Source organism: Pseudomonas sp. MBLB4123, from assembly GCF_051904775.1.
In the GTDB taxonomy this organism is placed as follows: Bacteria; Pseudomonadota; Gammaproteobacteria; order Pseudomonadales; family Pseudomonadaceae; genus Aquipseudomonas; species Aquipseudomonas benzenivorans_B.
This window is the reverse complement of record NZ_CP196711.1, coordinates 3694818-3721456: the sequence shown is the minus strand read 5'-3', so window position 1 is coordinate 3721456 and position 26639 is coordinate 3694818. Positions and strand designations below refer to the sequence as shown.

Annotated in this window: 26 protein-coding genes; 16 read left to right on the top strand and 10 right to left on the bottom strand. The window is 68.7% G+C overall.

The window, feature by feature from the left end; translation table 11 throughout:
• Nucleotides 1–85 precede the first annotated feature (85 nt).
• The 4 genes from ACSX1C_RS17160 to ACSX1C_RS17145 are packed head-to-tail and all read left to right on the top strand — an operon-like array spanning nucleotide 86 to nucleotide 4541.
• Nucleotides 86–1441: a M16 family metallopeptidase gene (locus ACSX1C_RS17160; protein ID WP_439887153.1), complete on the top strand. Its 1356-nt coding sequence runs from the start codon at nucleotides 86–88 to the stop codon at nucleotides 1439–1441.
• Nucleotides 1434–2915 (top strand): M16 family metallopeptidase, encoded by a 1482-nt coding sequence (locus tag ACSX1C_RS17155; protein ID WP_439887152.1) that lies wholly within the window; start codon nucleotides 1434–1436, stop codon nucleotides 2913–2915. Before ACSX1C_RS17160 ends, ACSX1C_RS17155 begins: the two co-directional genes overlap by 8 nt.
• Complete coding sequence (gene rsmD, locus ACSX1C_RS17150) at nucleotides 2915–3511, top strand: 16S rRNA (guanine(966)-N(2))-methyltransferase RsmD (protein ID WP_439887151.1); 597 nt, start codon at nucleotides 2915–2917, stop codon at nucleotides 3509–3511. Before ACSX1C_RS17155 ends, rsmD begins: the two co-directional genes overlap by 1 nt.
• Before the next feature lie 40 nt (nucleotides 3512–3551).
• On the top strand, nucleotides 3552–4541 hold the full coding sequence (locus ACSX1C_RS17145) for a hydrolase (RefSeq protein WP_439887150.1): 990 nt from the start codon (nucleotides 3552–3554) through the stop codon (nucleotides 4539–4541).
• Here ACSX1C_RS17145 and ACSX1C_RS17140 read toward each other — a convergent pair.
• Nucleotides 4538–5197: a TetR/AcrR family transcriptional regulator gene (locus ACSX1C_RS17140; protein WP_439887149.1), complete on the bottom strand. Its 660-nt coding sequence runs from the start codon at nucleotides 5195–5197 to the stop codon at nucleotides 4538–4540. The genes ACSX1C_RS17145 and ACSX1C_RS17140 overlap by 4 nt on opposite strands.
• 200 nt (nucleotides 5198–5397) lie before the next feature.
• Here ACSX1C_RS17140 and ACSX1C_RS17135 point away from each other — a divergent pair, with 200 nt between their 5' ends.
• From ACSX1C_RS17135 to ggt, 6 genes are all read left to right on the top strand, one after another.
• Nucleotides 5398–6840: a coniferyl aldehyde dehydrogenase gene (locus ACSX1C_RS17135; RefSeq protein WP_439887148.1), complete on the top strand. Its 1443-nt coding sequence runs from the start codon at nucleotides 5398–5400 to the stop codon at nucleotides 6838–6840.
• Nucleotides 6841–6867: 27 nt separating this feature from the next.
• Nucleotides 6868–7413 (top strand): twin-arginine translocation pathway signal protein, encoded by a 546-nt coding sequence (locus ACSX1C_RS17130; protein WP_439887147.1) that lies wholly within the window; start codon nucleotides 6868–6870, stop codon nucleotides 7411–7413.
• 37 nt (nucleotides 7414–7450) lie between these two features.
• Nucleotides 7451–9046 (top strand): GMC family oxidoreductase N-terminal domain-containing protein, encoded by a 1596-nt coding sequence (locus ACSX1C_RS17125; RefSeq protein ID WP_439887146.1) that lies wholly within the window; start codon nucleotides 7451–7453, stop codon nucleotides 9044–9046.
• A gap of 132 nt (nucleotides 9047–9178) precedes the next feature.
• Nucleotides 9179–9658 carry a pantetheine-phosphate adenylyltransferase gene (gene coaD / locus ACSX1C_RS17120; RefSeq protein WP_439887145.1) on the top strand — a complete coding sequence of 160 codons (480 nt, stop codon included), beginning with the start codon at nucleotides 9179–9181 and terminating at the stop codon, nucleotides 9656–9658.
• Nucleotides 9659–9763: 105 nt separating this feature from the next.
• Complete coding sequence (locus ACSX1C_RS17115; RefSeq protein WP_025163485.1) at nucleotides 9764–10015, top strand: YfhL family 4Fe-4S dicluster ferredoxin; 252 nt, start codon at nucleotides 9764–9766, stop codon at nucleotides 10013–10015.
• Between the two features lie 3 nt (nucleotides 10016–10018).
• Nucleotides 10019–11713, top strand: a complete 1695-nt coding sequence (gene ggt, locus ACSX1C_RS17110; protein ID WP_439887144.1) for a gamma-glutamyltransferase — start codon at nucleotides 10019–10021, stop codon at nucleotides 11711–11713.
• Between the two features lie 74 nt (nucleotides 11714–11787).
• Here the strand turns inward: ggt and ACSX1C_RS17105 are convergent, their stop codons facing one another.
• The 3 genes from ACSX1C_RS17105 to ACSX1C_RS17095 all read right to left on the bottom strand — a co-directional run bounded on the left by ACSX1C_RS17105 (nucleotide 11788) and on the right by ACSX1C_RS17095 (nucleotide 13981).
• On the bottom strand, nucleotides 11788–12126 hold the full coding sequence (locus tag ACSX1C_RS17105; protein ID WP_439887143.1) for a multidrug transporter: 339 nt from the start codon (nucleotides 12124–12126) through the stop codon (nucleotides 11788–11790).
• Nucleotides 12127–12276: 150 nt separating this feature from the next.
• Complete coding sequence (gene mutM, locus ACSX1C_RS17100; RefSeq protein WP_439887142.1) at nucleotides 12277–13089, bottom strand: bifunctional DNA-formamidopyrimidine glycosylase/DNA-(apurinic or apyrimidinic site) lyase; 813 nt, start codon at nucleotides 13087–13089, stop codon at nucleotides 12277–12279.
• A 79-nt stretch (nucleotides 13090–13168) separates the two neighbouring features.
• A complete protein-coding gene (locus ACSX1C_RS17095; RefSeq protein ID WP_439889438.1) occupies nucleotides 13169–13981 on the bottom strand; it encodes an HDOD domain-containing protein in 813 nt (270 codons plus the stop codon).
• Nucleotides 13982–14167: 186 nt separating this feature from the next.
• On the opposite strand from ACSX1C_RS17095, the gene ACSX1C_RS17090 reads away from it, so the two are divergent.
• On the top strand, nucleotides 14168–15364 hold the full coding sequence (locus ACSX1C_RS17090; protein ID WP_439887141.1) for a class I SAM-dependent rRNA methyltransferase: 1197 nt from the start codon (nucleotides 14168–14170) through the stop codon (nucleotides 15362–15364).
• Between the two features lie 18 nt (nucleotides 15365–15382).
• On the opposite strand, the gene ACSX1C_RS17085 is transcribed toward ACSX1C_RS17090, so the two are convergent.
• From ACSX1C_RS17085 to ACSX1C_RS17060, 6 genes are all read right to left on the bottom strand, one after another.
• Nucleotides 15383–16090, bottom strand: a complete 708-nt coding sequence (locus tag ACSX1C_RS17085; protein ID WP_439889437.1) for an amino acid ABC transporter ATP-binding protein — start codon at nucleotides 16088–16090, stop codon at nucleotides 15383–15385.
• 181 nt (nucleotides 16091–16271) lie between these two features.
• Nucleotides 16272–17507: an NAD(P)/FAD-dependent oxidoreductase gene (locus ACSX1C_RS17080; RefSeq protein ID WP_439887140.1), complete on the bottom strand. Its 1236-nt coding sequence runs from the start codon at nucleotides 17505–17507 to the stop codon at nucleotides 16272–16274.
• Nucleotides 17508–17566: 59 nt separating this feature from the next.
• Nucleotides 17567–18280: an ABC transporter permease gene (locus ACSX1C_RS17075; RefSeq protein WP_439887139.1), complete on the bottom strand. Its 714-nt coding sequence runs from the start codon at nucleotides 18278–18280 to the stop codon at nucleotides 17567–17569.
• Nucleotides 18277–18996 carry an ABC transporter permease gene (locus ACSX1C_RS17070; RefSeq protein WP_439887138.1) on the bottom strand — a complete coding sequence of 240 codons (720 nt, stop codon included), beginning with the start codon at nucleotides 18994–18996 and terminating at the stop codon, nucleotides 18277–18279. Before ACSX1C_RS17070 ends, ACSX1C_RS17075 begins: the two co-directional genes overlap by 4 nt.
• A 90-nt stretch (nucleotides 18997–19086) precedes the next feature.
• Nucleotides 19087–19845, bottom strand: coding sequence for an ABC transporter substrate-binding protein (locus tag ACSX1C_RS17065; protein WP_439887137.1), 759 nt, complete (start codon nucleotides 19843–19845; stop codon nucleotides 19087–19089).
• A gap of 19 nt (nucleotides 19846–19864) precedes the next feature.
• The gene (locus ACSX1C_RS17060) at nucleotides 19865–20746 is read right to left on the bottom strand and encodes a MurR/RpiR family transcriptional regulator (protein WP_439887136.1); all 882 of its coding nucleotides are present in this window, start codon (nucleotides 20744–20746) and stop codon (nucleotides 19865–19867) included.
• Between the two features lie 130 nt (nucleotides 20747–20876).
• On the opposite strand from ACSX1C_RS17060, the gene ACSX1C_RS17055 reads away from it, so the two are divergent.
• From ACSX1C_RS17055 to ACSX1C_RS17035, 5 genes are all read left to right on the top strand, one after another.
• On the top strand, nucleotides 20877–21920 hold the full coding sequence (locus tag ACSX1C_RS17055; protein WP_439887135.1) for an Ldh family oxidoreductase: 1044 nt from the start codon (nucleotides 20877–20879) through the stop codon (nucleotides 21918–21920).
• Nucleotides 21921–22096: 176 nt separating this feature from the next.
• Nucleotides 22097–23215 carry an ABC transporter ATP-binding protein gene (locus tag ACSX1C_RS17050; protein WP_439887134.1) on the top strand — a complete coding sequence of 373 codons (1119 nt, stop codon included), beginning with the start codon at nucleotides 22097–22099 and terminating at the stop codon, nucleotides 23213–23215.
• A 30-nt stretch (nucleotides 23216–23245) separates the two neighbouring features.
• Complete coding sequence (locus tag ACSX1C_RS17045) at nucleotides 23246–24319, top strand: ABC transporter substrate-binding protein (RefSeq protein ID WP_439887133.1); 1074 nt, start codon at nucleotides 23246–23248, stop codon at nucleotides 24317–24319.
• A 116-nt stretch (nucleotides 24320–24435) separates the two neighbouring features.
• Nucleotides 24436–25668 carry an ABC transporter permease gene (locus tag ACSX1C_RS17040; RefSeq protein ID WP_439887132.1) on the top strand — a complete coding sequence of 411 codons (1233 nt, stop codon included), beginning with the start codon at nucleotides 24436–24438 and terminating at the stop codon, nucleotides 25666–25668.
• Nucleotides 25669–25678: 10 nt separating this feature from the next.
• Nucleotides 25679–26536 (top strand): ABC transporter permease, encoded by an 858-nt coding sequence (locus tag ACSX1C_RS17035; protein ID WP_439887131.1) that lies wholly within the window; start codon nucleotides 25679–25681, stop codon nucleotides 26534–26536.
• Nucleotides 26537–26639 lie beyond the last annotated feature (103 nt).

Genomic DNA, 26639 nt, shown 5'->3' with positions numbered 1-26639 from the left:
CGCCAGTAAAACGGATGAGTATCCTAGCACCTCCGCGCCCGCCGACGCTAAGTCCACGCGGGCCCGCCCGACAGGTCGACAGTTAATGAATACGATTGCCCGCCGCGCCGTCGGCGCCGCCCTCGGCGTGCTCTGCCTGCCCCTGATGGCACTGGCCGCCGCCCCGCAACCGACCCACGAATTCAGCCTGGACAACGGCTTGAAGGTCATCGTCCGCGAAGACCACCGCGCGCCGGTGGTGGTGTCCCAGCTCTGGTACAAGGTCGGCTCCAGCTACGAGACGCCCGGCCAGACCGGCTTGTCCCATGCCCTGGAGCACATGATGTTCAAGGGCAGCCGCAAGCTCGGCCCCGGCGAGGCCTCGCGCATCCTGCGCGAACTGGGCGCCGAGGAGAACGCCTTCACCAGCGACGACTACACCGCCTACTACCAGGTGCTGGCACGCGACCGCCTGGCCGTGGCCCTGGAACTGGAGGCCGACCGCCTGGCCAGCCTCAAGCTGCCGGCCGACGAGTTCCAGCGCGAGATCGAGGTGATCAAGGAAGAGCGGCGCCTGCGCACCGACGACAAGCCCTCGAACCTGGCCTACGAGCGCTTCAAGGCCATGGCCTTCCCCGCCAGCGGCTACCACACCCCGACCATCGGCTGGATGGCCGATCTCGAACGCATGAGCGTCGAGGAGCTGCGCGCCTGGTACCAGGCCTGGTACGCACCGAACAACGCCACCCTGGTGGTGGTCGGCGACGTCGGCGCCGGCGAGGTCAAGGCCCTGGCCGAGCGCTACTTCGGCCCCATCCCGCGCCGCGCCGTGCCGACCGCCAAGGCGCCCCGCGAGCTGGCGGCACCCGGCGAGCGGCGCCTCACCCTGCACCTCAAGACCCAGCTGCCGAACCTGCTGATGGGCTTCAACGTGCCGGGTCTGGCCACCGCCGAGCAGCCGCGCCAGGTGCATGCCCTGCGCCTGATCGCCACCCTGCTCGACGGCGGCTACAGCGCGCGCCTGCCGACCCGCCTGGAGCGCGGCGAGGAGCTGGTCTCCGGCGCCTCCGCCTGGTACGACGCCTACGCCCGCGGCGACAGCCTGTTCGTGCTGTCCGCCACCCCCAACACCCAGACCGGCAAGACCCTGGAGCAGGCCGAGGCCGGCCTGTGGCGCGAGCTGCAGGACCTGCAACAGAATCCGCCCTCGGCCGAGGAACTGGCCCGGGTACGCGCCCAGGTCATCGCCGGGCTGGTCTACGACCGTGACTCGATCACCAGCCAGGCCACCGCCATCGGCCAGCTGGAGACCGTCGGCCTGTCCTGGAAGCTGATCGACCAGGAACTGGCCGAACTGGAGGCCGTCACCCCGGCCGACATCCAGGAAGCCGCGCGCACCTTCTTCACCCGCGACCGCCTCAGCGTCGCTTATGTCCTGCCCGAGGAGGCGCGTGATGAGTGAACGCAATACGCTGCGTTATGGCCTGCTGGCCCTGGCGCTCCTGGTGCTGCTGGCGATTCTGCTGTTGCTGGTCGGTCGCGAGGACGCGGTCGAGTCCGCTCCCGCCGCGCTCGAGCGCGACCGGCTGGAGTCCCTCGTCGAACTGAACGGCCAGGCGCCGAACCGCCGCGACCTGCAGATCCAGACCTGGCAGACCGCCGAAGGGGCCAAGGTGCTGTTCGTCGAGGCCCGCGAACTGCCGATGTTCGACCTGCGCCTGATCTTCGCCGCCGGCAGCAGCCAGGACGACGGCGTGCCGGGCCTGGCCATGCTGACCAACGCCATGCTCAACGAGGGCGTGCCGGGCAAGGACGTCGGCGCCATCGCCGCCGGCTTCGAGAACCTCGGCGCCCAGTTCGGCAACGGCTCCTATCGCGACATGGCGGTGGCCAGCCTGCGCGCCCTCAGCGCAGGCGACATTCGCGAGCCGGCGCTGCGCCTGTTCGCCGAGGTACTCGGCCAGCCGACCTTCCCCGAGGACGCCCTGACGCGCATCAAGAACCAGCTGATGGCCGGTTTCGAGTACCAGAAGCAGGACCCGGGCAAGCTGGCCAGCCTCGAGCTGTTCCAGCGCCTATACGGCGAGCACCCCTACGCCCACCCCAGCGACGGCACCGCCGAATCCATCCCGGCGATCGATCGTGCCCAGCTGCAAGCCTTCCACGCCAAGGCCTATGCCGCCGGCAACGCGGTGATCGCCCTGGTCGGCGACCTCTCGCGCAGCGAGGCCGAGGCCCTGGCCGCCCAGGTCTCGGCGGCCCTGCCGCGGGGCCCCGCGCTGCCGCACATTGCCCAGCCGGAGGCTCCCGAGGCCGGCGCCAGCCACATCGACTTCCCCTCCAAACAGACCCACCTGATGCTCGCCCAGCTCGGCATCGACCGACGCGACCCGGACTATGCCGCCCTCTACCTGGGCAACCAGATCTTCGGCGGCGGCGGCTTCGGCACCCGCCTGATGGAGGAGGTGCGCGAGAAGCGCGGCCTGAGCTACGGCGTCTACTCCGGCTTCAGCGCCATGCAGGCCCGCGGCCCCTTCATGATCAGCCTGCAGACCCGCGCCGAGCTCAGTGTCGGCACCCTGCAACTGGTCAAGGAGCTGCTGCGCGACTACCTGGACAAGGGGCCGACCCAGAAGGAGCTGGACGACGCCAAGCGCGAACTGGCCGGCAGCTTCCCGCTGTCCAACGCGAGCAATGCGGCGATCGCCGGCCAGCTCGGCAGCATCGGTTTCTACGACCTGCCGCTGGACCACCTGGAGACCTTCATGGCCGAGGTCAAGGCCCTGAGCGTCGAACAGGTCAAGGCGGCGCTGCGCCGTCACCTCGACCCCGAGGCCCTGGTGATCGTCAGCGCCGGCCCCGATGTGGCGCAGCAGGAACTGCCGCCACCGACGGACACCCCCGCCGCACAACCCACTGACGTCCCGGAGCACTGATGCGCAAGTCCCCCGCCAAACCGACCAAGGCCCACGGCGGCCAGGGCCAGCTGCGCATCATCGGCGGCCAGTGGCGCTCGCGCCGCTTCGCCTTCCCCGATGGCCCGAGCCTAAGGCCGACGCCTGACCGGGTGCGCGAGACCCTGTTCAACTGGCTCGCCCCCCATGTCGAGGGCGCCCGGGTCCTCGACCCCTTCGCCGGCAGCGGCGCACTGTACCTGGAGGCGCTGTCGCGCGGCGCCAGCAGCGCCCTGGCCCTGGACCTCAACCCGGACTCGGTGGCCGCCCTGCGCGGCCACCTGCAGAGCCTGGGCTGCGAAAACGGCCAGTTGCTGCAGGCCGACGCCCTGGCCTACCTGCAGCAGCAACCGGCCACGCCCTTCGACCTGGTGCTCCTCGACCCGCCCTTCCACCAGGACCTGCTGGCGCCGATCTGCGCGCTGCTGGAGGATCGCGGCTGGCTCGCCGAGCGCGCCTGGGTCTACAGCGAGAGCGAGACGCCGCCTTCGACTCTCGGCCTGCCGGGTAACTGGCGCCTGCACCGGGAGAAACAGGCCGGCCAGGTGTACTACGCCCTCTGGCAGCGCGGCGAGTAAGGGCGCCCCCCCGCCTCGCCCAGCGGCCGTACACTGAGCCATGAGCCCGACCTTCCAACCCGCCTGGTGGCTACCCGGCCCGCACCTGCAGACCTTGTGGAATCCGCTGTGCCGCAAGCCGGTGGTGCTGCGGCGCCGGCGCGAGCGCCTGTGGCTGGCCGACGGCGACTTCCTCGACCTCGACTGGCACGGTCCGCACAGCGCCGACGCGCCCCTGGTGCTGGTGCTGCACGGCCTGACCGGCTCGTCCGACTCCCTCTACGTGGTCGGCCTGCAACAGGCCCTGGCCGCCCGGGGCTGGGCCAGCGTGGCGCTGAACTGGCGCGGCTGCTCGGGGGAACCCAATCTACTGCCGCGCGGCTACCACTCCGGCGCCAGCGAGGACCTGGCCGAAACCCTGCATCACCTGCGCGGGCAACGACCCCGGGCGCCGCTCTATGCGGTGGGCTACTCCCTGGGCGGCAACGTGCTGCTCAAGCACCTCGGCGAGGCCGGTGGCGACAGCCTCTTGCACGGCGCCGTGGCGGTGTCCGTACCGTTTCGCCTGGACCAGTGCGCCGACCGCATCGGCCAGGGTTTCTCGCGGGTCTACCAGGCGCACTTCATGCGCGAGATGGTCGCCTACGTGCGCAGCAAGCAGCGCCTGTTCGCCGACCTGGGCCAGGCCGAGCGCCTGTCGGCCCTGGAGCGGCTCGGCCCGCTGGACGACCTGCGCACCTTCTGGGACTTCGACGGCCGCATCACCGCACCGCTGCACGGTTTCAGCGATGCCCAGGACTATTACCAGCGTGCCTCGAGCCGTTACTTCCTCGGCCGCATCCGCACCCCGACCCTGATCATCCAGGCCGCCGACGACCCCTTCGTGTTCCGCCACAGCCTGCCGGAGCCGGCCGAACTGGCTCCGGGCATCGAGTTCGAACTGCACCGCCACGGCGGCCATGTCGGCTTCGTCGAGGGCACCCTGCGCCGCCCCGCCTACTATCTGGAGCGGCGCATCCCGCAGTGGCTCACCGCGCAGGCAGCAACCTAGAGCACCTGCTCCAGCGGCACGTGCAGCCGGCGGTGCAGCGCCTCGACGGCTTCGCGCGCCGGCTCGGCGATATAGCCGTCCTCCAGCGCCAACACCTGATAGATGCCCCGGCGCAGCGAGTCCTCGTTGAGGTCCGCGGTCTGCCCGGCGGTGGTCCCGAGAAAGCGCACCCAGGAGGTCATGAGGATCCAGGCATTGAGCGCCAGCGCCTCGATCTGCGCCGGCTGCATGCGCAGTATCCCGGCCTCGACGAAGCCCTGGTAGATGGCCCCGCCGGCCTGCAGGCAGCGCCGGGCGAACAGCCGGTAGCGCGCGGCCAGCTCCGCGTCGCTGTCGAGCAGGTGCTCCAGGTCGCGGTGCAGGAAGCGGAAGCGCCACATCGCCGCCAGCAGCGCCTCCAGGTACAGGGTCTTGTCGGCGATGGTCAGCGCCCGCCCCTCCGGCAGGCGCAGGAAGGCATCGACATGGGCCTCGTACTGGCCGAACAGCTCGGCGATGATCGCCTGCTTGTTGCGGAAGTGGTAGTACAGGTTGCCCGGCGAGATGCCCAGATGGGCGGCGATATGGTTGGTGGTGACGTTGCGTTCGCCCTGGGCATTGAACAGCGCCAGGCTGGCCTGGACGATGCGCTCGCGGGTCTTGGTGGAAGGCGCCATAGCAGCTCGACTGCGACTCGATCGGTTCGACAAAGGTACAGGGGGCGTCGCCCCGGACGCTACCCGGGTGTGCGAGCGGCCTGTCGTTTGACACTTTAGAGCAATTGCTCTAAAAATTCCTCCAGCCCGCCGGGCAATCCCCCGGTCGCCTCGCTTCGCGGCACCGCGGAGCGCACCGCCAGACCGCCGAGGAGCCGCACATGGTCGCCGACGTCACCTATCTCGAACGAAACCTGCAACACAGCCAGCAGCAGATCGCCCAGATGGAGGCCAGCTTCGCCCGCCAGCGCCAGGCCTTCCAGGCCAACCCCATGCCGCCGGCCGAACAGCGCAGGCAGTGGCTGAAGACCCTCGGGCAGCTGCTGGTCGCGCAGCAGGACGCCCTGATCCAGGCCATCAGCCAGGACTTCGGCAACCGCTCGGCCGACGAGACCCTGCTCGCCGAGCTGATGCCCAGCCTGCACGGCATCCACTACGCGCGCCGGCGCATCAAGCGCTGGATGAAGCCCTCGCGGCGCAGCGTCGGCCTGCCCTTCATGCCGGCCTCGGCCAAGGTGATCTACCAGCCGCTGGGCGTGGTCGGGGTCATAGTGCCGTGGAACTACCCACTGTTCCTCGCCATGGGCCCGCTGGTCGGGGCCCTGGCCGCCGGCAACCGGGTGATGATCAAGATGAGCGAGTCGACTCCGGCCACCGCGCAGCTGCTCAAGGAACTGCTGGCCGAGGTCTTCCCCGAGGACCTGATCGGCGTCGTGCTGGGCGAGGCGGAAGTCGGCATGGCCTTCTCCAAACTGCCGTTCGACCACCTGCTGTTCACCGGCGCCACCGGCATAGGCCGGCATGTGATGCGCGCCGCCGCCGACAACCTGACCCCGGTGACCCTGGAGCTGGGCGGCAAGTCGCCGGCCATCGTCTCGGCCGACGTGCCGCTGCAGGACGCCGCCGAGCGCATCGCCTTCGGCAAGACCCTGAATGCCGGGCAGACCTGCGTGGCGCCCGACTATGTGCTGGTGCCCCGGGACCGCGTCGAGGGCTTCGTCGCCGCCTACCGCACCGCCGTGCAGGGCTTCTACCCACAACTGGCGGACAACCCGGACTACACCGCGATCATCAACCCGCGCCAGCAACAGCGCCTCGAGGCCTACCTGGCCGACGCCGAAGACAAGGGCGCCACCCTGCTGCCGCTGTACCCCCAGGCCCAGGGCCGACGCATGCCGCACTGCCTGCTGCTGAACGTCGGCGACGACATGCAGGTGATGCAGGAGGAAGTCTTCGGCCCGCTGCTGCCGGTGGTGCCCTATGAACGCATCGAAGACGCCTTCGCCTATATCAACCGGCGCCCCCGCCCGCTGGCCCTCTACTACTTCGGCTACGACAAACGCGAGCAACAGCGCGTGCTGCACGAGACCCACTCCGGCGGCGTGTGCCTCAACGACACCCTGCTGCACGTGGCCCAGGACGACCTGCCGTTCGGCGGCATCGGCCCCTCGGGCATGGGCCACTACCACGGCCACGAGGGTTTCCTCACCTTCAGCAAGGCCAAGGGGGTGTTTATCAAGCAACGCCTCAATGCCGCGCGCTTGATCTACCCGCCCTACAACAAGGCGATCCTGAAGCTGGTGTACCAGCTGTTCGTGCGCTGATCGCACCCCCGAGAGGCGACTGCCAGAATGCTCGATACCCCTACCCAACCCGCCGGCCCGACCCGGCGCCAGCTGCTCAGGGTCGGCCTGCTCGGCTCGGCCGCACTCGCCACCGCGGGCCTGGCCGCCAGCCTCAGCGGCTGCTCGGCGAGCACGCCCCAGGCCGGCTTCGCGGTGATCCGCGCCAGCGACCTGCCCATGCTTCAGGCCCTGATTCCGGTGCTGCTGGAAGGCGCGGTGCCGCCGCAGAAGATGCCCCAGGCGCTGGCCGGCACCCTCGAGAGCCTCGATTACAGCCTCGCCCACCTGTCGCCGGAGATGCGCGACCTCACCCTGCAACTGTTCGACGTGCTGGCCCTGCCGGTCACCCGCGGGCCGCTGACCGGGGTCTGGGGGCGCTGGCAGAACGCCTCGGCCAGCGAGGTGCGCGCCTTCCTCGCCCGCTGGCAGAACAGCGCCTTCGGCCTGCTGCAGATGGGCCACGCCTCGCTGCTGCAACTGGTGCTGATGAGCTGGTATGGCCGCCCCGAATCCTGGGCCCACTGCGGCTACCCCGGCCCACCCAGCGTCTGACCGCCGCCGAACTCCCCTTCGCCCGAGAACCGACCACATGCCCGTACCCGATCCATTCGCCGAAGGCCTGGCCCGCGGCTGGAAAACCCACGACGGCTCGCGCCTGGAGCAGGACCTGAGCCTGGAAGCCGATATCGCCATAGTCGGCAGCGGCGCCGGCGGCGGCACCAGCGCGGAGATCCTCAGCGCCGCCGGCTTCAAGGTGTTGCTGATCGAGGAAGGTCCGCTGAAGACCAGCCGCGATTTCAAGATGCAGGAGACCGAGGCCTACACCAGCCTCTACCAGGAAGGCGTCGGGCGCATGAGCAAGGACGGCGCCATCACCATCCTCCAGGGCCGTGCGGTCGGCGGCACCACCTTGGTCAACTGGACCTCGAGCTTCCGCACCCCGGAACCGACGCTGCAACACTGGGCCCGGGAGCACGGGGTCGTGGGCCACGGCCCGGCGGACATGGCGCCCTGGTTCGAGCGCATGGAACAGCGCCTGGGCGTCGCCCCCTGGGCCATCCCACCGAACCCCAACAACGAAGTGATCCGCGCCGGCTGCGACCAGCTCGGCTACGACTGGAAGATCATCCCGCGCAACGTGCGCGGCTGCTGGAACCTCGGTTACTGCGGCCTGGGCTGTCCGACCAACGCCAAGCAGTCGATGCTGGTCACCAGCATTCCGGCGACCCTGGAGCGGGGCGGCGAGCTGCTCTATCTGGCCCGGGCCGAGCGCCTGCTGATCGAAGGCGACCGGGTCGGCGGCATCGAGTGCCTGGGCCTGGACGCGCGCGGCGTCGCGCCCAACGGCCGCAAGATCCGGGTCAAGGCCCGGCATTACATCCTCGCCGGCGGCGGCATCAACACCCCGGCCATCCTCCTGCGCTCGAGTGCCCCCGACCCGCACCGGCGCACCGGCAAGCGCACCTACCTGCACCTGGTGAACTTCTCCGCCGCGCAGTTCGAGCGGGTGATCAATCCCTTCTATGGCGCGCCGCAGTCGGTCTATTCCGACCAGTTCCAGTGGGAGGACGGCATCGCCGGGCGCCAGTCCTACAAGCTGGAGGTGCCGCCCCTGCAACCGGCCCTGGCGGCCACCCTGCTCGGGCGCTTCGGCCTGGACAATGCCCTGCGCATGGAACAGCTGCCCCATACCAATGTGATGCTGGCACTGATGCGCGACGGCTTCCACCCGGACAGCGCCGAAGGCCGGGTGGAGTTGCGCGGCGACGGCAGCCCGGTGCTCGACTACCGCATGACCGATTACAGCTGGGACGGCATACGCCGGGCCTTCCACAGCATGGCCGAGATCCAGTTCGCCGCCGGCGCCAAGGCCGTGCTGCCGCTGCATGCCGACGCCGGCCATGTGCAGACCCTGGGCGAGGCGCGCCGGCTGATCGACGAACTGCCGCTGGCGCTGTACCGCACCCGCCTGGGCAGCGCCCACGTGATGGGCGGCTGCGCCATGGGCGAGGACCCGCGCCAGGCGGTCTGCGACAGCCTCGGCCGCCACCACCAGCTGGGCAACCTGTCGATCCACGACGGCTCGCTGTTCCCCACCAGCATCGGCGCCAACCCGCAGCTGTCGATCTATGCCCTCACGGCCAAGCTGGCGACGCGCCTGGCCGAGCGCCTGGAAAGTGCCTGATGCCGTTTGCCTGCGTCCCTGGGTCAGGCTCACGCTCGAAGCCACCCGCCGGCGCCCGGCCAGCGCGACTTGGCCGTCACGCACCGCTGCGCTACCATCCGACACCCTAACGGACCGCGTCAGGACGTCACGATGAATCGAGTGTTATACCCAGGCACCTTCGACCCCATCACCAAGGGGCATGGCGATCTGGTCGAGCGTGCCTCGCGGTTGTTCGACAGCGTGGTCATCGCCGTGGCGGCCAGCCCGAAGAAGAACCCGCTGTTCAGCCTGGATCAGCGCGTGGAGCTGGCCCGCGAAGTCACCCGGCACCTGCCGAATGTCGAAGTCATGGGCTTTTCCGGCCTGCTGGCGCACTTCGCCGGGGAACAGGGCGCCAACGTCTTCCTGCGCGGCCTGCGCGCGGTTTCCGACTTCGAGTACGAGTTCCAGCTGGCCAACATGAACCGTCAGCTGGCGCCGGAGGTGGAGAGCCTGTTCCTCACCCCCTCGGAAAAATACTCCTACATCTCCTCGACCCTGGTGCGGGAGATCGCCGCCCTGGGGGGCGATATCTCCAAGTTCGTCCACCCGGCCGTCGCCGAGGCACTGGCCCAGCGCTTCAAACAGTAGCCCCTGTCCCGCGACACATGGCGCCCGCTCCGACAATCCGGCACAATTCGCCTACCGTTGTCTGATAGTGCCGCGGCCGCGGGCCTCGGCTGGAGCGCCTACTCAATGTCCCTGATCATCACCGACGACTGCATCAACTGCGACGTCTGCGAGCCCGAGTGCCCGAACGGCGCGATCTCCCAGGGCGAGGAGATCTACGTGATCGACCCGAACCTGTGCACCGAATGCGTCGGCCACTACGACGAGCCGCAGTGCCAGCAGGTCTGTCCGGTGGACTGCATCCCCCTCGACGAGAACCATGTCGAGAGCAAGGACGAGCTGATGGAGAAGTACCTGATCATCACCGGCAAGGCCTGATCCGTGGGCCGCCCGAACCGCGGCTTCCTCGCCCGGCGCGCCCTCGCAGGCGCCCTGCTGTTGCTGTTCGCCCTCGCCGTGCAGGCCGCCGAGCAGCCCGGACGCGCCGCCATCGCCAGTGCCCATCCCGCCGCCACCGTCGCCGGCCAGGAGACCCTGAGCCAGGGCGGCAATGCCTTCGACGCCGCGGTGGCCATCGCCGCCGCCCTGGCGGTGGTCGAACCCTACGGCTCGGGCCTCGGCGGCGGCGGTTTCTTCCTGTTGCGCGAGGCCGGCGAGCAGCCGAACTACCGCTTCCTCGACGCCCGCGAGCGGGCCCCGCTGGCCGCCCATACGGACCTGTACCGGCGCGACGGTGAGGTGCAGCCGGCGCTGTCCCTCAACGGTGCGCTGGCCGCCGCGATCCCCGGCCTGCCGGCCGCCCTGGTCGAGCTGGCGCAGCGCTTCGGCCGCCTGCCGCTGCGCGACGCCCTGGCCCCGGCCATCCGCCTGGCCCGCGACGGCGTGGCGATCGACCGGGTCTACCGCGAGCGCGCCGGCTGGCGCCTGGCGGCCCTGCGCGACGACCCCGAGAGCGCGCGCCTCTTCCTCGACCAGGGCGAGGTCCCGGCGGAATTCGCCCTGCTGCGCCAGCCCGAGCTGGCCGTCACCCTGGAACGCCTGGCCCGCGAGGGGCGCGCCGGCTTCTATGGCGGCGAAACGGCCGAGCGCCTGGTGCGCGGCGTACGCGCCGCCGGCGGCATCTGGTCGCAACGCGACCTCGACGACTACCGGGTGGTGGAGCGCCAGCCCCTGCGCGTGACGCTCGCCGACAATCGCGAGCTGATCGGCGCGCCGCCGCCCTCCGCCGGCGGCATCGCCCTGGGCCAGAGCCTGCTGATGCTGCAGCGACTGCCCTGGCGCCAGGCCGATGCCGTGCAGCGCAGCCACCTGGTGGTCGAGGCCCTGCGCCGTGCCTACCGCGACCGCGGCCTGCTGGGCGACCCGGACTTCGTCGCCGACCCGGCCGCGCAGCTGCTCGCCCCCGCCTACCTGGAGCGGCTGATGGCGAGCATCGACCCGAAACGGGCCACCCCCAGCAGCAGCCTGCCGCCGGCCGGCGACTGGCACGAGGGCGACCACACCACCCACTTCACCGTGCTGGACGCCGAGGGCAATGCGGTGGCCGCCACCCTGTCGATCAACCTGCCGTTCGGCGCCGCCTTCACCGTGCCCGGCACCGGGGTGTTGCTCAACGACGAGATGGACGACTTCGCCGCCGACGTGCAAGGCGCCAATGCCTACGGCCTGGCCGGCAGCCAGGCCAATGCCATCGCCGCCGGCAAGCGTCCGCTGTCGAGCATGAGCCCGACCTTCATCGAGGGCGCGGACGCCTTCGCCAGCTTCGGCACCCCCGGCGGCAGCCGCATCCCGAGCATGGTGCTGCTGGCCATCCTCGAGTACCTGGACGGCCAGCCCATCGAGCGCTGGCCCAGCGTGCCCCGTTACCACCACCAGTACCGGCCGGATGTGATCGAGCACGAACCGGACGCCTTCGACCCGACGCAGATCGCGGCACTCGAGGGCCTCGGCCATGAACTCAAGGCGGTCAATCGCCAGTATGGCAACCAGCAGGTGCTGTTCTGGGACAAGCGCGCCGGGCGCGTCGAGGCCGCCAGCGACCCACGCGGCATCGGCACCGGCGTGGTATCCCCCTAGTTGCCAGCGGCTTTTGCCTGTTTCGCACCCACAAAAAAGCCGGCATCGCTGCCGGCTTTTCGGCTCAGGCGGGATCAGTCGCGCTTATAGCCCGTGGTGGTGCAGCCCAGGCAGCGGACGAAGGCCGATTTGCCCGGCTCCACCACCAGCGCCTCGCCGGCCTCGGCCACATTGCCGCCCAAGGCGGTGAAGGGCAGGCTGACGACGAAGGCGACCGCACCTATGGCGGTGGCGCCGATCAGCAGCGGGCGGGCAATCACCAAGTCGCCGATCATCGAAAAGGCTTTGGGTGCATTGGCGGTGTACATCGGGTCGCCACTGGTGTTCTGCTGCATCACTTCCGCCTGGGCCGGCAGCGCCAGCAGGCCAGTGGTCAGCGCCAGGACAACAGCGGTCGAGCGAAACAGATTCATGGGGGCGATCCTTCAGCTATTAGGAGGCAGTGAGGGTAACTATAACAGCGCCCCGGCAATTGTCAGCGTGACGGCCGTCAATCGCCGCACAAGCCATCGCCCCCGACTGCCGCGCGACGAACCGCAAGGCCGAGGAGCGGACGCCCCGTTTCAGCGCTGGCAGCGCGGGCAGTAGACGCTGGCACGCTGCCCCAGCTTCACCTCGCGCAGGCCGCTGCCACACTGCTTGCAGAACGCGCCGCCGCGGCCATAGACGAACAGCTCCTGCTGGAAATAGCCCGGCTGGCCGTCGCCGCCGACGAAGTCGCGCAATGTGGTGCCGCCGCACTCGATGGCCTGGGCGAGGATGCGCTTGATCGCCTCGGCCAGCTTCAGGTAGCGCGCCCGGGAGATCGAGCCGGCCTCGCGGCGCGGATCGATGCCGGCGGCGAACAGCGCTTCGGTCGCATAGATATTGCCGACCCCGACCACCACCGCGTTGTCCATGATGAACGGCTTGACCGCCATGCCCCGGCCGCGCGACAGCTGGAACAGGCGCTCGCCGTCGAACTGCGCGGTCAGGGGCTCCGGGCCGAGCCGGCTGAGCAGCTCGTGCCGCAGCGGATCGCTGCTCCAGAGCAGCGCACCGAAGCGCCGCGGATCGGTGTAGCGCAGGGCCAGGCCCGACTCCAGTTCGATATCCACGTGCTCGTGCTTGGCCGCCGGCAGACCGCACTCGACCAGGCGCAGGCTGCCGGACATGCCCAGGTGGCTGATCAGGCTGCCGCTCTCGGCCTTGATCAGCAGGTACTTGGCGCGCCGTTCGACGCATTCGATGCGCTGGCCGGACAGGCGTACGTCCAGGTCCTCCGGGATCGGCCAACGCAGGCGCCGCTCGCGCACTATGACCCGGCCGACGCGCTGGCCTTCCAGGTAGGGGGCGATACCGCGGCGGGTGGTTTCGACTTCGGGCAGTTCGGGCATGGCGGATCGTTCGGGCGGATGGCTGGGAGGGCGGGCGTCTACCTTAGCAGCTTGGCCGCGCCGCAGCCCACCCGGGCCGTCAGACGGTGCCCAGCTCGCGGATGCTCTCGCGCAGGTTCTCGAAGTCGTATTCGGACAGGCCGACATATTCGAGCACCAGTTGCTCGATGCTCTGCCACTCGTGGTCCTCTTCCTGGTTGCCGAGGACCTGGTGGGTCTGGCAGATGTGCTCGGCCATCTTCAGGATCGCCAGCAGGGTCTTGAGCTGGGCCTCGCGGCCGGAGTCGTCGCTGAAGATCGACAGCGCGTTGTGGTGGCTGGCGATGGCCTCGCACAGGTGCAGCGGCAGGTTCCAGGACTTGGCGGTGAAGTAGCCGACCACCGCATGGTTGGTGTTGAGCAGACGGTTCTCGGTGTCGACCACCCGTTGCTCGCCGCGGGCGTTGTAGTAGGCCTCCTCCAGCACCACCATGTAGTTGGGGAAGCGCTTGACCATCAGCGGGATGCCGCAGTTGTGGAACAGCCCCAGGGTGTAGGCCTCGTCCGGCGCCTGGTAGCCGATGCGCTTGGCCAGGGTCAGGCAGGTCATGGCCACGTCCTGGGCGGTATCCCAGAAACGGTTGAGGGTGACGATGGCCTCGTCGCTCAGCTCGCCCTTGATCGATTGGGCGTTGATCAGGTTGATCACCATGTCGCAGCCCAGCAGGTTTACCGCCTGCTGGATCGAGGCGATGCGATTGGCCAGACCGAAGAACGGCGAGTTGACGATCTTCAGCAGCGCGCCGGACAGGCCCGGGTCCTGGCTGATCAGCTTGGCGATGACGCGCAGGTCCGGGTGGGGCATGACCTGCTCCATCTGCAGATCGACCATGATCTGTGGCTGCGGCGGCACGCTGATGCCCTGCAGGACCTGTTGGATCTGTTCCGCGCTGAGTTCGTGGGCCATGCTGGGCGACTACTGGACTGTGAGGAGGGGCACAGTTTAGCCATTGTCCATTGCGCTGTGCAGCCACCCGTGGCGAGCACCGTTGCCGGCCCGGCCTGGGTTATACTCCCGCTCTTTTTCCGGAGAGCCCCCATGAACCTGCCCAGCCTGCGCCTGAAAGCCAACGCCGACCGACGCCTGCGCGCCGGTCACCTGTGGGTCTACAGCAACGAGATCGACGTCGCTGCCACGCCGCTGCACGGCCTCAAAGCCGGCGACCAGGCGCTGCTCGAGGCCGCCGGCGGCAAGCCCCTGGGCGTGGTCGCGCTGAGCCCGAACAACCTGATCTGCGCGCGCCTGCTGTCGCGCGACAGCAAGCATGTGCTGGACAAGTCCCTGCTGGTGCACCGGCTGAACGTCGCCCTGAGCCTGCGCGAGCGCCTGTTCACGGCGCCCTGCTACCGCCTGGTGTACGGCGACTCCGACCTGCTGCCGGGCCTGGTGGTCGACCGCTTCTTCGACATCCTGGTGGTGCAGCTGGCCTCGGCCACCATGGAACGGCACAAGGACGAGGTGCTCGCCGCCCTGATCCAGGTGCTTAAGCCCAGCGGCATCCTGCTCAAGAACGACTCCGCGGCCCGCGACGCCGAGGGCCTGGAGCGCTACGTCGAGACCGCCTACGGCCAGGTGCCGGAGTGGGTCGCCCTGGAAGAGAACGGCGTGAAGTTCGAGGCGCCGGTGATCGAGGGACAAAAAACCGGCTGGTTCTACGACCATCGCATGAACCGCGCGCGCCTGGCCCCCTACGTCGCGGGCAAGCGGGTGCTCGACCTGTTCAGCTACATCGGCGGCTGGGGCGTGCAGGCCGCGGCCTTCGGCGCCAGCGAGGTGTTCTGCGTGGACGCCTCCGGCTTCGCCCTGGATGGCGTCGAGCGCAACGCCGCGCTCAACGGCGTCGCCGAGCGGGTCACCTGCGTGGAGGGCGACGTGTTCGCCGCCCTGAAGGAACTCAAGGCCGCCGAGGAGCGCTTCGACGTGGTGATCGCCGACCCACCGGCCTTTATCAAGCGCAAGAAAGATCTCAAGAATGGCGAGGCCGCCTACCGCCGCCTCAACGAACAGGCCATGCGCCTGCTGAACAAGGACGGCATCCTGGTCAGCGCCAGCTGCTCCATGCACCTGCCCGAGGACGACCTGCAGAACATCCTGCTGACCAGCGCCCGCCACCTGGACCGCAACATCCAGCTGCTCGAGCGTGGCGCCCAGGGCCCGGACCACCCGGTGCACCCGGCCATCGCCGAGACCCGCTACATCAAGAGCCTGACCTGCCGCCTGCTGCCCAACAGCTGATCAGGCGGCAGCATCGGCTCAGTGCAGGATCTGGGTCAGGAAGGCCTGCGCCCGCGGGCTCTTCGGCGCGTTGAAGAAGGTCTCCGGCGGGCTGTCCTCGACGATGCGCCCGCCGTCGAGGAACAGCACGCGCTGCGCCACCTGGCGGGCGAACCCCATCTCGTGGGTGACGCAGAGCATGGTCATGCCGCTGTCGGCCAGCTTGACCATCACATCCAGCACCTCGCTGACCATCTCCGGGTCCAGGGCCGAGGTCGGCTCGTCGAACAGCATGATCCGCGGCTCCATGCACAGCGCCCGGGCGATGGCCACGCGCTGCTGCTGACCGCCGGACAGCTGGCTGGGGTATTTGTGCGCCTGGCTCTCGATGCCCACCTTGGCCAGGTAGTGGCGCGCCCGCTCCTGCGCGGCCTGGCGGTTCAGGCCGTGCACGCTGATCGGCGCCAGGGTGCAGTTGTCCAGCACGCTCATGTGCGGGAACAGGTTGAAATGCTGGAACACCATGCCGATCTCCCGGCGTACCCGGGCGGCCTGGGGGCTGTCGCTGGACAGGTCGCTGCCCTCGACCAGGATGCGGCCCCGTTCGGCGATCTCCAGCCGGTTGATGCAGCGGATCAGGGTCGACTTGCCCGATCCGGACGGCCCGCACAGCACGATGCGCTCGCCGGCCTGCACGCTCAGCTCGATGTCGTGCAGCACCTGGAAGGGACCGTACCACTTGCTCATGCCCTGGATTTCCACGGCGGGACGGCTGCGCGTAGCGGCCTGGCTGCTGCTCGGGGTGGGTGCGGGTAGGCCGGTCTGACGGCTGGATGACAGCATGCGGGGTCTCTCCCTGTGCGGCCAGGTCGCCCGCGCCGGCAGACCCGGCGTAGCGACTGGCGATTATTGTTGTAGTGCTCGGTGCTTAAGCGAAACGTTCGGCGCTGAAGGGCGCCGGATCGGTGAAGGGGGACTCGCCGGTCATCATCTCCGCCAGCAGGCGGCCACTGACCGGCCCCAGGGTCAGGCCATGGTGGGCGTGGCCGAAGTTGAGCCAGAGGCCGGGGTGCTTCGGCGCCGGGCCGATCACCGGGCGCATGTCCGGCAGGCACGGCCGCCGGCCCAGCCAGGGCTGCGGCTCGAGACGCTCGCCCAGGGGGAATATCCTGCGCGCCAGGGCCTCGGCCCGGTTCAACTGGATCTCGTTGGGCGGCGCATCGGGGGCGGCGAACTCGATGCCGGTGGTCAGTCGAATCCCCTGGTCCATCGGCGCCAGCACATAGCCGCCCTGGGTGTCGCAGAGCGAGTGCTTGAGCTCGCGGTCGTGGGCATAGTGCATGTGGTAGCCGCGCTTGATGCCCAGGGGAATCCGATAGCCCAGGGGTTGCAGCAACTCGTTGGACTCGGGGCCCAGGGCGATCACCGCCTCCCGCGCGGCCAGCGGGCCCTCGGCGGTCATCAGCTGCCAGCCTGCCGCGTTCTGGCACAGCGAGCGCGCGTCCCCCTTGAGCACCTGGCCGCCGCGCTGGGCGAACAGCGCCGCATAACCCTTGACCAGATTGCCCGGGTCGCTGACGGTCTTGGGGTCCAGCCAGTGCACGCCGCCGCACACCTCGGCCGACAAGTTGGGCTCGCGCTCGCGCAGCTGCGCGCCGTCGAGCAGGTCGAAGCGCAGCCCGTAGACGGTCATGGCCTCGGCTTCCCGCTGCGCCTGGCGCAGGGCGCGCGGGCAGCGGAAGACCTCGATCCAGCCGTTGGCACGGATCAGCCGGCTCAGCCCGGCCTGCTCGACCAGCAGATCGTGCTCCAGCACGCAGCGCTCGATCAGCGGCTGCAGGGCGCGGGTCGATTCGGCCAGCGGCTGGGGCGCCGACTGGCGCCAGAAGCTGTACAGCCAGGGCGCCAGTTTCGGCAGGTAGGCCGGGCTGTAACGCACGTCCGATTGGCGGTTCAGGCCGTAGCGCAGCAGGCGCCAGAACTCCCGGGGAAAGGCGTAGGGCACCACGCTGGAGCGCTCGATCAGGCCGGCATTGCCGAAGCTGGTGCCTTCCCCCGGCGCCTTGAGGTCGACCAGGGCCACCCGCCGCCCCCGCGCCTGCAGGTGCAGGGCCGTGGATACGCCGATGATCCCGGCGCCCAGAACGATAGTGTCGCAACTCATGCTGAAGTCCTTACCCCGTGCCCGCTTACCCGGACACATCCGTTAGAAGAATGTCTGTTTCAAGTATGCAGGTGCCGCCCCAGGCGGGCCTCGATGCGCCGCAACAGGCGACGGATGACATCGACGATCAGCAGGTAGAGCAGCGCCGCCCACAGGTACAGCTGGAAGTCGAAGGTGCGCGAGAAGCCCAGCTTGGCCACCCCCATCAGGTCGTAGATGGTCACCAGGGAGGCGATGGCGCTGGCCTTGACCATCAGGATCAGCTCGTTGCCCAGGGGGCCGAGGGCGATCAGCAGCGACTGCGGCAGTATCACCCTGCAGAAGGTGGTGCGCCGGCTCAGGCCCAGGGCCGCGGCGGCCTCGTGCTGGCCACGGGCTACCGCCTGGAGGCTGCCGCGCAGGATCTCGGCCTGGTAGGCCGCGGTGTTCAGGGTGAAGGCCAGCAGCGAGCAGTACCAGGCGTCGCGGAAGAACCACCACAGGCCCAGGTCCTGCCACAGTTCGCGGAACGACCCCAGGCCGTAATAGAGCATGAACAGCTGCGCCAGCAGCGGCGAGCCGCGGAAGAAGTAGATGTAGCCCGAGGTCGCCGAGCGCAGCACTCGGCTGCGTGACAGCCGGCCCAGCGCCAGCAGCAGGCCGAGCAGCAGGCCCAGGCTGAAGGAGATCGCCACCAGCTTGGCGGTCACCAGCAGGCCATCGAGCATGCGCAGGCCGTAGCGCTCGAACAGCTCGGGATCGAAGAACAGATGCAGCCACTCGGGGACGGTCATGACTGGGCACTCCGCTGGCTGTAGCTGTAGTGCCTTTCGGCGAAGCTGAACACCCGGCCGGACAGCGCCGAGAAGAACAGGTAGAGCAGGCAGGCGGCGAAATAGAACAGCATGGGTTCCTTGGTCGCGCTCACCGCCAGGTTGGTCTGGCGCATCAGGTCGACCAGGGAGATGGTCGACACCAGGGAGGTGTCCTTGAGCAGGGTCAGCCAGTTGTTCGACAGCCCCGGCAGGGCCACCCGCACCAGCTGCGGCAGTATCACCTTGCGGAAGCTCTGCCAGCGCGACAGGCCGAGCACGCCGGCCGCCTCGTACTGGCCCTTGCCGAGGGTCTTGAAGGCCGCCAGCCAGACCTGGCTGGAGAACGCGGCAAACACCAGGCCGAAGGCGAGCACCGCGGCGAAGAAGGCGTTGATGCTGACCTCGGTGCTGTAGCCCCAATGGGCCAGCAGCTTCTGCAGGGCGATCTGGCAGCCGTAGTAGACGATCAGCAGGGTGAGCAGCTCGGGCAGGCCGCGGAACACCGTGGCGAAGACGGTCGACAGGGCCCGCGGCAGGCGTTTGTTCGAACGCGCCGCGACCGCCACCAGCAGGCCCAGCGGCAAGCCCAGCGGCAGGCAGCACAGGGCCAGGGAAATGGTCACCAGGGCGCCGGCGAGCAGGGCCAGGCCCCAGCCGCCGTCACCGAACAGCAGTAGAGAGAAGGGTTCCAGCATGATCGCAGCCTCGGGGTTGGCGGTTCAGGCAGAACGACGCGGACGGCGCCCCACCGCCGCCGAACGGCGGCGGTGGGGCGCCTGGTCCGATCAGTAGATGTCGAATTCGAAATAGCGGCTGACGATCTGCTGGTAGGTGCCGTCGGCGCGGATGTCGGCCAGCGCCTGGTTCAGGCGCTCGCGCAGGGCCTGATCGTCCTGGCGCACGGCGATGGCCACCTCGTCGTCGCTGCCCTGGATGTCGCCGAGCAGCTTGCAGCAGTCCCGGCCGCTCTTGGCCAGCCAGTCCAGCAGCGGGAACTTGTCGTTGACCACCGCATCCAGGCGGCCGTTGGCCAGGTCGCTGTTGGCATCGTCCTGGGTCGGATAGAGCTTCACCTCGGCGCCGGCCGCGCCATAGACGTCCTCGGCATAGATGCTCTGGGTCGAGGACGACTGCGCGCCGACCAGCTTGCCCTCGAGCGTGGTCGGCCGAGTATCGGCCAGGCTGGAGTCCTTCGGCACCGCCACCGCCAGGCGGGTGCGGTAGTAGCGGTCGGTGAAGCCGATCTTCTTCTGCCGCTCCTCGGTCACCACCATGGAGGCCACCACGGCATCAAACTTATTGGCCATCAGGGCCGGAATGATGCCGTCCCAGTCCTGGGCGACCAGGGTGCACTCGACCTGCATCTTGGCGCACAGGGCCTTGGCGATATCGACGTCGAACCCGTGCAACTCGTTGTTCGAGTCGACATAGTTGAAGGGTGGATAGGCCCCTTCCGTGGCGATCCGTAGCGATTCGGCCTGGGCGCCACCGACGCCGCCGATCAACAGTACGCAGGCCGTGGCCAGGCTCTTTACTCGATTCATCATGCACCTCTACTTGTTGTTATGGCTTCTTGCTGAATCCCGGCGACGATGTGTAGCCGACAAACTCGTTGTGCAGCGCGGCGGTGGCTTCCAGGCGCGCCTCGACCTCGGTGCCCAGGTAACGGAACACCTCGTTGATCAGCAGGTGAACCAGCGACAGCATGGCCGCCGTGGACTCCCAGAACAGCTTGATATCGGTGGGCACCCGGAACACCTCGTCGGCGTGGCTGTCGGCCCAGTCGCAATAGGGGTCGGTGACCAGGGTCACCTTGATGCCGGCCTCGCGCGCCTTGCGGCACAGCAGCTGGGCGTGGCGCGAATAGCGACGGGCCTCGAACACCAGCAAGGCGCTCTGCCCCGGCTGGCTGAGCAAGACCTCGCCGAAGTGCCCGGAGGCACCATCGACCAGCTGCACGCCGTCGCGCAGGTACTGCAACAGGTGTACCGCCGACACGGCGATGCCGCGCTCGGTCTGGAAACCGGCGACGAACACCCGCGGCGTCTTCGCCAGACGCTCGGCCACCGCCTGCCACTGCGGGCTGCGGCTGTGCTCGTAGACCTGCACCAGGCCGGCGATTTCCAGCTCCAGGCTGCGCGAGCGGCCCTGGCCGTCCTCGCCGCTCTGGCGCTGGAATTCCTTGAGCCGATCACCGATCAACCAGGGACTGTCGCCGAGGTCGTCCTTGAGGTCGTTCTTCAGCGCCTTGAAGTGCGCATAGCCCAGCGAGCGGCAGAAACGCCCGACCGTCGATTCGCTGACACCGAGCTTGTCGGCGATCGCCGCCGAGGTCTGGAACGGCAGCTCGTGCAGGTTGGCCAGCATGTAATTGGCAATCGCCCGGCCGGAGGCGGCCGAATGCTCCAGACTGCTCTCGAGACGCTGTTTGATCGATTGATTCATGAGTGACTCCCCGTTCACCCACAAAATGGATGTTTTCTGTCATTCAGTCAACATTTGACAGATAACTTGCACTGACCGGATAGTGATCCGCCAACGCCGCACACCTAGACAATCGCCAGGAGAAACCCCCATGACCGCCGACACCCCACTGGAAACCATCGGCTTCGCCGAGCTGAGCGATCTGCTCGCCGCCATCTTCCAGGGCCATGGCACCTCGGCCGAGGTCGCCCGCTGCCTCGCGCACAACTGCGCCAGCGCCCAGCGCGACGGCGCCGACAGCCACGGCGTGTTCCGCATTCCCGGCTACCTGTCGAGCCTGGCCAGCGGCTGGGTCGACGGCCGGGCCGAGCCCCTGGTCGAAGATCTGGCGCCGGCCTTCGTCGGCGTCGATGCCCGCGGCGGCTTCGCCCAGCCGGCCCTGGCCGCCGCCCGGCCGCTGCTCGAAGCCAAGGCGCGCAGTGCCGGCATCGCCCTGCTGGCGATCCGCAACTCGCACCACTTCGCCGCGCTCTGGCCGGACGTCGAGCCCTTCGCCGAGCGGGGCCTGGTCGCCCTGTCGTTCGTCAACAGCATGGCTTGCGTGGTGCCCCATGGCGGCCACAGCGCGCTGTTCGGCACCAACCCGATCGCCTTCGCCGCCCCCCGCGCGAACGGCCACCCCCTGGTGTTCGACCTGGCCACCAGCGCCATCGCCAACGGCGACGTGCAGATCGCCGCCCGCGAGGGCCACCGGCTGCCGGAAGGCTACGGCGTCGACCGCCAGGGCCAACCGACCCGCGACCCCAAGGCGGTCCTCGAGGGCGGCGCCCTGTTGCCGTTCGGCGGCTACAAGGGTTCGGCGCTGTCGATGATGGTCGAGCTGCTGGCGGCGGCCCTGACCGGCGGGCACTTCTCCTTCGAATTCGACTGGTCGGGCCACCCCGGGGCGCAGACACCCTGGACCGGGCAGCTGCTGATCCTCATCGACCCGCGCCTGGGTGCCGGGCGCAATTTCGCCGAGCGCTGCGAGCGGCTGATCGCCGGCATGCACGACGCCGGGCAGACGCGCCAGCCGGGCGACCGCCGCTATCGCCGCCGCGCCGAGGCCGAACTGCACGGCATACCGCTGCCGGCCGGGGAGCTGGACAAGCTGCGTCGGCTGGCCCGGGGCAGGAGCGGCCCCGCCAGCGCATAGGCCACTGGCCAGCAATCTCCTCGCGCAAATGCCAGCCTGGACTAGGCTTATTCGCACGGACCCGGCCTCATCCTGATCGAGCCGCCCCACGCCATCCATGGCGCGGCGGCCGCCGGCGCGGGTGCAAGACCGGACTGTGGAAGCGCACCGCTGCCCGAGGGCAGACGAGGAGGCCTATGGCTGTGCAAGCTGGGAGTACCGCATTCCTGCAATTTGCCAACGTCAAGAAGACCTACGACCACAAGACCCTGGTGGTCAAGGACTTCAACCTGGATGTGGCCAAGGGCGAGTTCATCACCCTGCTCGGCCCCTCCGGCTCGGGCAAGACCACCTGCCTGATGATGCTCGCCGGTTTCGAGGACGTGACCAGCGGCGAGATCCTGATCAACGGCCGCTCGGTCACCAGCATCGCCCCCTACCAACGCAACATCGGCATGGTGTTCCAGCAGTACGCCCTGTTCCCGCACATGACCCTGCGCGAGAACCTCGCCTACCCGCTGAAGATCCGCAAGCAGCCCAAGGAGCAGATCCGCGCCAAGGTCGACGAGTACCTGGCCCTGGTGGAACTGCAGGACTTCGGCGGCCGCTACCCCGGCCAGCTGTCCGGCGGCCAGCGCCAGCGCGTGGCCCTGGCCCGGGCGCTGATCTTCGCCCCGGACATCGTGCTGATGGACGAGCCCCTCGGCGCCCTGGACAAGAAGCTGCGCGAGCAGATGCAGTTCGAGATCAAGCGCCTGCACGAACAGCTCGGCTTCACCGTGATCTACGTCACCCACGACCAGACCGAAGCCCTGACCATGAGCGACCGCATCGCCGTGTTCGAGAACGGCATCGTCCAGCAGTGCGCGCCCCCCGATGTGCTCTACGAGCGCCCGGCCAACCTGTTCGTCGCCGACTTCATCGGCGAGAGCAACAAACTGCGCGGGGTGATCGAGACGGTCGGCAGCGACACCGTCGGCGTGCGCCTGGAGGACGGTTCCAGGGTCGACAGCCTGAAGGCCAACTGCACCGAGGTGGGCCTGCCCACCACGGTGTCGGTGCGCCCGGAGAAGCTGACCTTCACCGACCGCCTCGGCACCACCGGCAACCAGGTCAAGGCGCGCTTCGTCACCCGCCACTACGTCGGCGAATACATCCGCTACCACTTCGAGACCGCCGACGGCACAGAGCTGGTGGTGAAGAACCTGAACGACAGTTCAGCCCCGCAACTCAGCGCCAAGGACGAGGTCGCCCTGGCCTGGCTGCCGCAGGACAGCCAGGCCCTGGACCGCCCCGCCGTATCGGCGGCGCCCTGAGCACCCAACTACAGGCAATGGAGCACAGCTATGACTAGATCACTGACTACCGGCTTTTCCGCATTGGCCCTGGCCGCGGCGCTGGGCACGGCGTCCTTCGCCGCCAGCGCCGAGGACAGCCTGACCGTGGTTTCCTGGGGCGGCGCCTATGGCGCGGCGCAGAAGAAACACGTGATCGACCCCTACCAGAAGGACACCGGGGTCAAGGTGCTGTTCGAGGACTACTCCGGCGGCGTGGCCGAGATCAAGGCCCAGGTGGAGTCCGGCAACGTCCAGTGGGACGTGGTCGACTTCGAGGTGATCGACCTCGAGCGCGCCTGCTCCGAGGGCCTGCTGGAAACCATTCCGCAGGAGATCTTGCCGCCGGGCATCGACGGCACCCCGGCTGCCCAGGACTTCATCCCCGAGGCCCTGGCCAGCGAATGCGCCATCGGCAACATCGTCTGGTCGGTGGTCTTCGCCTACAACAAGGACACCATAGGCGGCACCCCCGCCGCCGCCATCGAGGACTTCTTCGACACCCAGAAGATCCCCGGCAAGCGCGCCATGCGCAAGCGTCCCCAGGTCAACATGGAATGGGCGCTGCTGGCCGACGGCGTGGCGCCCGAGGAGGTCTACGAGGTGCTGGCCACCCCGGAAGGCCAGCAGCGCGCCCTGGACAAGCTGGCCACCATCAAGAACGACATCGTCTGGTTCGACTCCTGGTCCCAGGCCCCGCAGCTGCTCAACGACGGCGGCGCGGTGCTGGTGCAGTCGGCCAACGGGCGCTTCTACGACGCCATCCGCCAGGAGAACAAGCCCTTCGTCATCGTCTGGGACGGCCACGTCTACGACCTCGACGCCTGGGCCATCGTCAAGGGCTCGAAGAAGAAGGAGCTGGCGCAGCAGTTCATCGCCTACGCCACCGGTTCCAAACCGCTGGCGGGCATGCCGGACGTGGCCTACGGCCCGACCCGCAAGTCCTCCATGCCGCTGGCCGACCAGAGTGCCGCGCCGCACCTGCCGACCGCCCATCTGGACAAGGGCATCCAAGCCGGCTCGGACTTCTGGGCCGACTACGGCGAGTCCCTCGGCGAGAAGTTCAACGAGTGGCTGCTCAAGTAACTCCGCGGGCTGGGTCAGCCGCGTAGCGGCCTGACCCAGCCTCGTCGCTTCCACCTCTCGGTGGGTCAGGCCTGCGGCTGAACTGCGCGGCCGACCCACCCCACACGGAGCCTGCCTTGACCGCTCTGACCACCACCGAAGCCGGCCAGGCCGCCAGCGCCCTGCGCAGGAAGCGCCTCACCGCCTTCCTGTTCGTCGTACCGCTGCTGGTCTTCATCCTGCTGACCTTCGTCGCCCCCATCGGCAGCATGCTGTGGCGCAGCGTGCACCACCCGACGGTGGCCGAACTGATTCCGCTGACCCTCGCCGAACTCGAGCGCTGGGACGGCAAGACCACCCCCGACCGGCAGACCTTCGCCGTGTTCGCCATGGAACTGCAGGGCCTGGCCGAACAGCGCCTGTCCGGCAAGCTGGCCGAGGAGTTCAACCGTGCCTATGCCGGCATGTCCAGCGTGGTCAAATCCACCGCGCGCAAGGTGCGCCGGCTCGATGCCGAGCAGTTGGCCAGCCAGGGCGTCGAGACGGTGCAACAGGCCCACCGCAACTGGCAGAAGCCGGAGCTGTGGTTCGCCATCCAGCGCGCCGGCCAGGCCTACACCTACGACTACTACCTCACCGCCCTGGACCTGGAGCTGCACCCCGAGCACGGCATCCAGATGCGTGAGGACACCCAGATCTATGTGCAGCTGTACACCAAGACCCTGAACATGGCGCTGGTCATCACCCTGCTCTGCGCCCTGCTCGGCTACCCCCTGGCCTACTACCTGTCCGGCCTGCCGGAGAACCGCGCCAACCTGCTGCTGGTGCTGGTGCTGCTGCCCTTCTGGACCTCGCTGCTGGTGCGCACCACGGCCTGGATCGCGCTGCTGCAGACCAACGGGGTGATCAATTCCTTCCTGCTCGGCAGCGGGCTGATCGGCGAGCCCTTCGAGATGCTCTACACCTCGTTCGCCACGGTCGTGGCCATGACCCATATCCTCCTGCCGTTCATGATCCTGCCGCTGTACAGCGTGATGCGCGGCATCGACCCCAGCTACCTGCGCGCCGCTATGTCCCTCGGCGCCCGCCCCATCCCGGCCTTTATCCGCATCTACTTCCCCATGACCCTGCCGGGGCTCAGCGCCGGGGCCCTGCTGGTGTTCATCATCTCGGTCGGCTACTACATCACCCCGGCCCTGGTCGGCGGCACCGACGGGCAGATGATCAGCAACATCATCGCCTTCCACATGCAGCGCTCGAACAACTGGGAGCTGGCCGCAGCCCTCGGCTCGCTGCTGCTGGGGCTGATCCTGCTGCTGTACTGGCTGTACGACCGCTTCGTCGGCGCCAGCAATATCAAGCTGGGCTAGGAGCACAGAGATGAGCAAGATCCCCGCCTACTTCGGCTTCTGGTACCGCTGCGGCGCCTGGCTGCTGCAGGCCAGCTCCTGGCTGGTGCTGCTGTTCCTGATCCTGCCGATCCTGGTCATAGTGCCGCTGTCGTTCAACGTCGAACCCTTCTTCAGCTTCACCGAGGGCATGCTGCGACTGGACCCGGCGGCCTACTCGCTGCGCTGGTATCGGGAGATCTTCGACGACCCGAAGTGGATCCTGGCGATCCAGAACAGCTTCTTCATCGGCGTGCTCGCCACCCTGCTCGCCACCAGCCTGGGCACCTGCGCCGCAGTCGGCCTGGCCCGCGACGACATGCCCCAGCGCCGCCTGATCACCGCCCTGCTGCTGTCGCCGATGATCGTGCCCTTGATCATCACCGCCGCCGGCATGTTCTTCTTCTATGCCGACCTGGGCCTGGCCGGCACCTACCTGGGGGTGATCCTGGCCCACGCGGCCCTGGGCACGCCCTTCGTGATCATCACCGTCACCGCCACCCTGACCGGCTTCGACTATTCCCTGGTGCGCGCCGCCATCAACCTGGGCGCCACGCCGCTGCGGGTGTTCTTCGACATCATCATGCCGCTGATCCGCCCCGGGGTGATATCCGGCGCGCTGTTCGCCTTTATCACCTCCTTCGACGAGGTGGTGGTGATCCTGTTCATGGCCGGCCCCCAGCAGCGCACCATCCCGCGGCAGATGTTCTCGGGCCTGCGCGAGCAGATCAACCCGAGCATCCTGGCCATCGCCACCCTGCTGATCCTGGTGTCCATCGCCCTGCTGGTGACCATCGAGCTGCTGCGCCGCCGTGCCGAGCGCCTGCGCGGCATCGAACTGATCGAATAGCCCCGACGTCGGCCCGCGCTTTCGCCGGCCCGCCGCCTGGGATTAGAATCACAGTCTTCCTGCCCCACCCCAGGCGGACTCATGAGCCCCGGCCGAGCGAGCG

Excerpts from the sequence above, each read along its gene's own strand:
- ACSX1C_RS17160 (WP_439887153.1), top strand. The coding sequence starts at position 86 with ATGAATACGATTGCCCGCCGCGCCGTCGGCGCCGCCCTCGGCGTGCTC.
- ACSX1C_RS17155 (WP_439887152.1), top strand. The coding sequence starts at position 1,434 with ATGAGTGAACGCAATACGCTGCGTTATGGCCTGCTGGCCCTGGCGCTC.
- rsmD (WP_439887151.1), top strand. The coding sequence starts at position 2,915 with ATGCGCAAGTCCCCCGCCAAACCGACCAAGGCCCACGGCGGCCAGGGC.
- ACSX1C_RS17145 (WP_439887150.1), top strand. The coding sequence starts at position 3,552 with ATGAGCCCGACCTTCCAACCCGCCTGGTGGCTACCCGGCCCGCACCTG.
- ACSX1C_RS17140 (WP_439887149.1), bottom strand. The coding sequence starts at position 5,197 with ATGGCGCCTTCCACCAAGACCCGCGAGCGCATCGTCCAGGCCAGCCTG.
- ACSX1C_RS17135 (WP_439887148.1), top strand. The coding sequence starts at position 5,398 with ATGGTCGCCGACGTCACCTATCTCGAACGAAACCTGCAACACAGCCAG.
- ACSX1C_RS17130 (WP_439887147.1), top strand. The coding sequence starts at position 6,868 with ATGCTCGATACCCCTACCCAACCCGCCGGCCCGACCCGGCGCCAGCTG.
- ACSX1C_RS17125 (WP_439887146.1), top strand. The coding sequence starts at position 7,451 with ATGCCCGTACCCGATCCATTCGCCGAAGGCCTGGCCCGCGGCTGGAAA.
- coaD (WP_439887145.1), top strand. The coding sequence starts at position 9,179 with ATGAATCGAGTGTTATACCCAGGCACCTTCGACCCCATCACCAAGGGG.
- ACSX1C_RS17115 (WP_025163485.1), top strand. The coding sequence starts at position 9,764 with ATGTCCCTGATCATCACCGACGACTGCATCAACTGCGACGTCTGCGAG.
- ACSX1C_RS17105 (WP_439887143.1), bottom strand. The coding sequence starts at position 12,126 with ATGAATCTGTTTCGCTCGACCGCTGTTGTCCTGGCGCTGACCACTGGC.
- mutM (WP_439887142.1), bottom strand. The coding sequence starts at position 13,089 with ATGCCCGAACTGCCCGAAGTCGAAACCACCCGCCGCGGTATCGCCCCC.
- ACSX1C_RS17090 (WP_439887141.1), top strand. The coding sequence starts at position 14,168 with ATGAACCTGCCCAGCCTGCGCCTGAAAGCCAACGCCGACCGACGCCTG.
- ACSX1C_RS17085 (WP_439889437.1), bottom strand. The coding sequence starts at position 16,090 with ATGAGCAAGTGGTACGGTCCCTTCCAGGTGCTGCACGACATCGAGCTG.
- ACSX1C_RS17080 (WP_439887140.1), bottom strand. The coding sequence starts at position 17,507 with ATGAGTTGCGACACTATCGTTCTGGGCGCCGGGATCATCGGCGTATCC.
- ACSX1C_RS17075 (WP_439887139.1), bottom strand. The coding sequence starts at position 18,280 with ATGACCGTCCCCGAGTGGCTGCATCTGTTCTTCGATCCCGAGCTGTTC.
- ACSX1C_RS17070 (WP_439887138.1), bottom strand. The coding sequence starts at position 18,996 with ATGCTGGAACCCTTCTCTCTACTGCTGTTCGGTGACGGCGGCTGGGGC.
- ACSX1C_RS17065 (WP_439887137.1), bottom strand. The coding sequence starts at position 19,845 with ATGAATCGAGTAAAGAGCCTGGCCACGGCCTGCGTACTGTTGATCGGC.
- ACSX1C_RS17060 (WP_439887136.1), bottom strand. The coding sequence starts at position 20,746 with ATGAATCAATCGATCAAACAGCGTCTCGAGAGCAGTCTGGAGCATTCG.
- ACSX1C_RS17055 (WP_439887135.1), top strand. The coding sequence starts at position 20,877 with ATGACCGCCGACACCCCACTGGAAACCATCGGCTTCGCCGAGCTGAGC.
- ACSX1C_RS17050 (WP_439887134.1), top strand. The coding sequence starts at position 22,097 with ATGGCTGTGCAAGCTGGGAGTACCGCATTCCTGCAATTTGCCAACGTC.
- ACSX1C_RS17045 (WP_439887133.1), top strand. The coding sequence starts at position 23,246 with ATGACTAGATCACTGACTACCGGCTTTTCCGCATTGGCCCTGGCCGCG.
- ACSX1C_RS17035 (WP_439887131.1), top strand. The coding sequence starts at position 25,679 with ATGAGCAAGATCCCCGCCTACTTCGGCTTCTGGTACCGCTGCGGCGCC.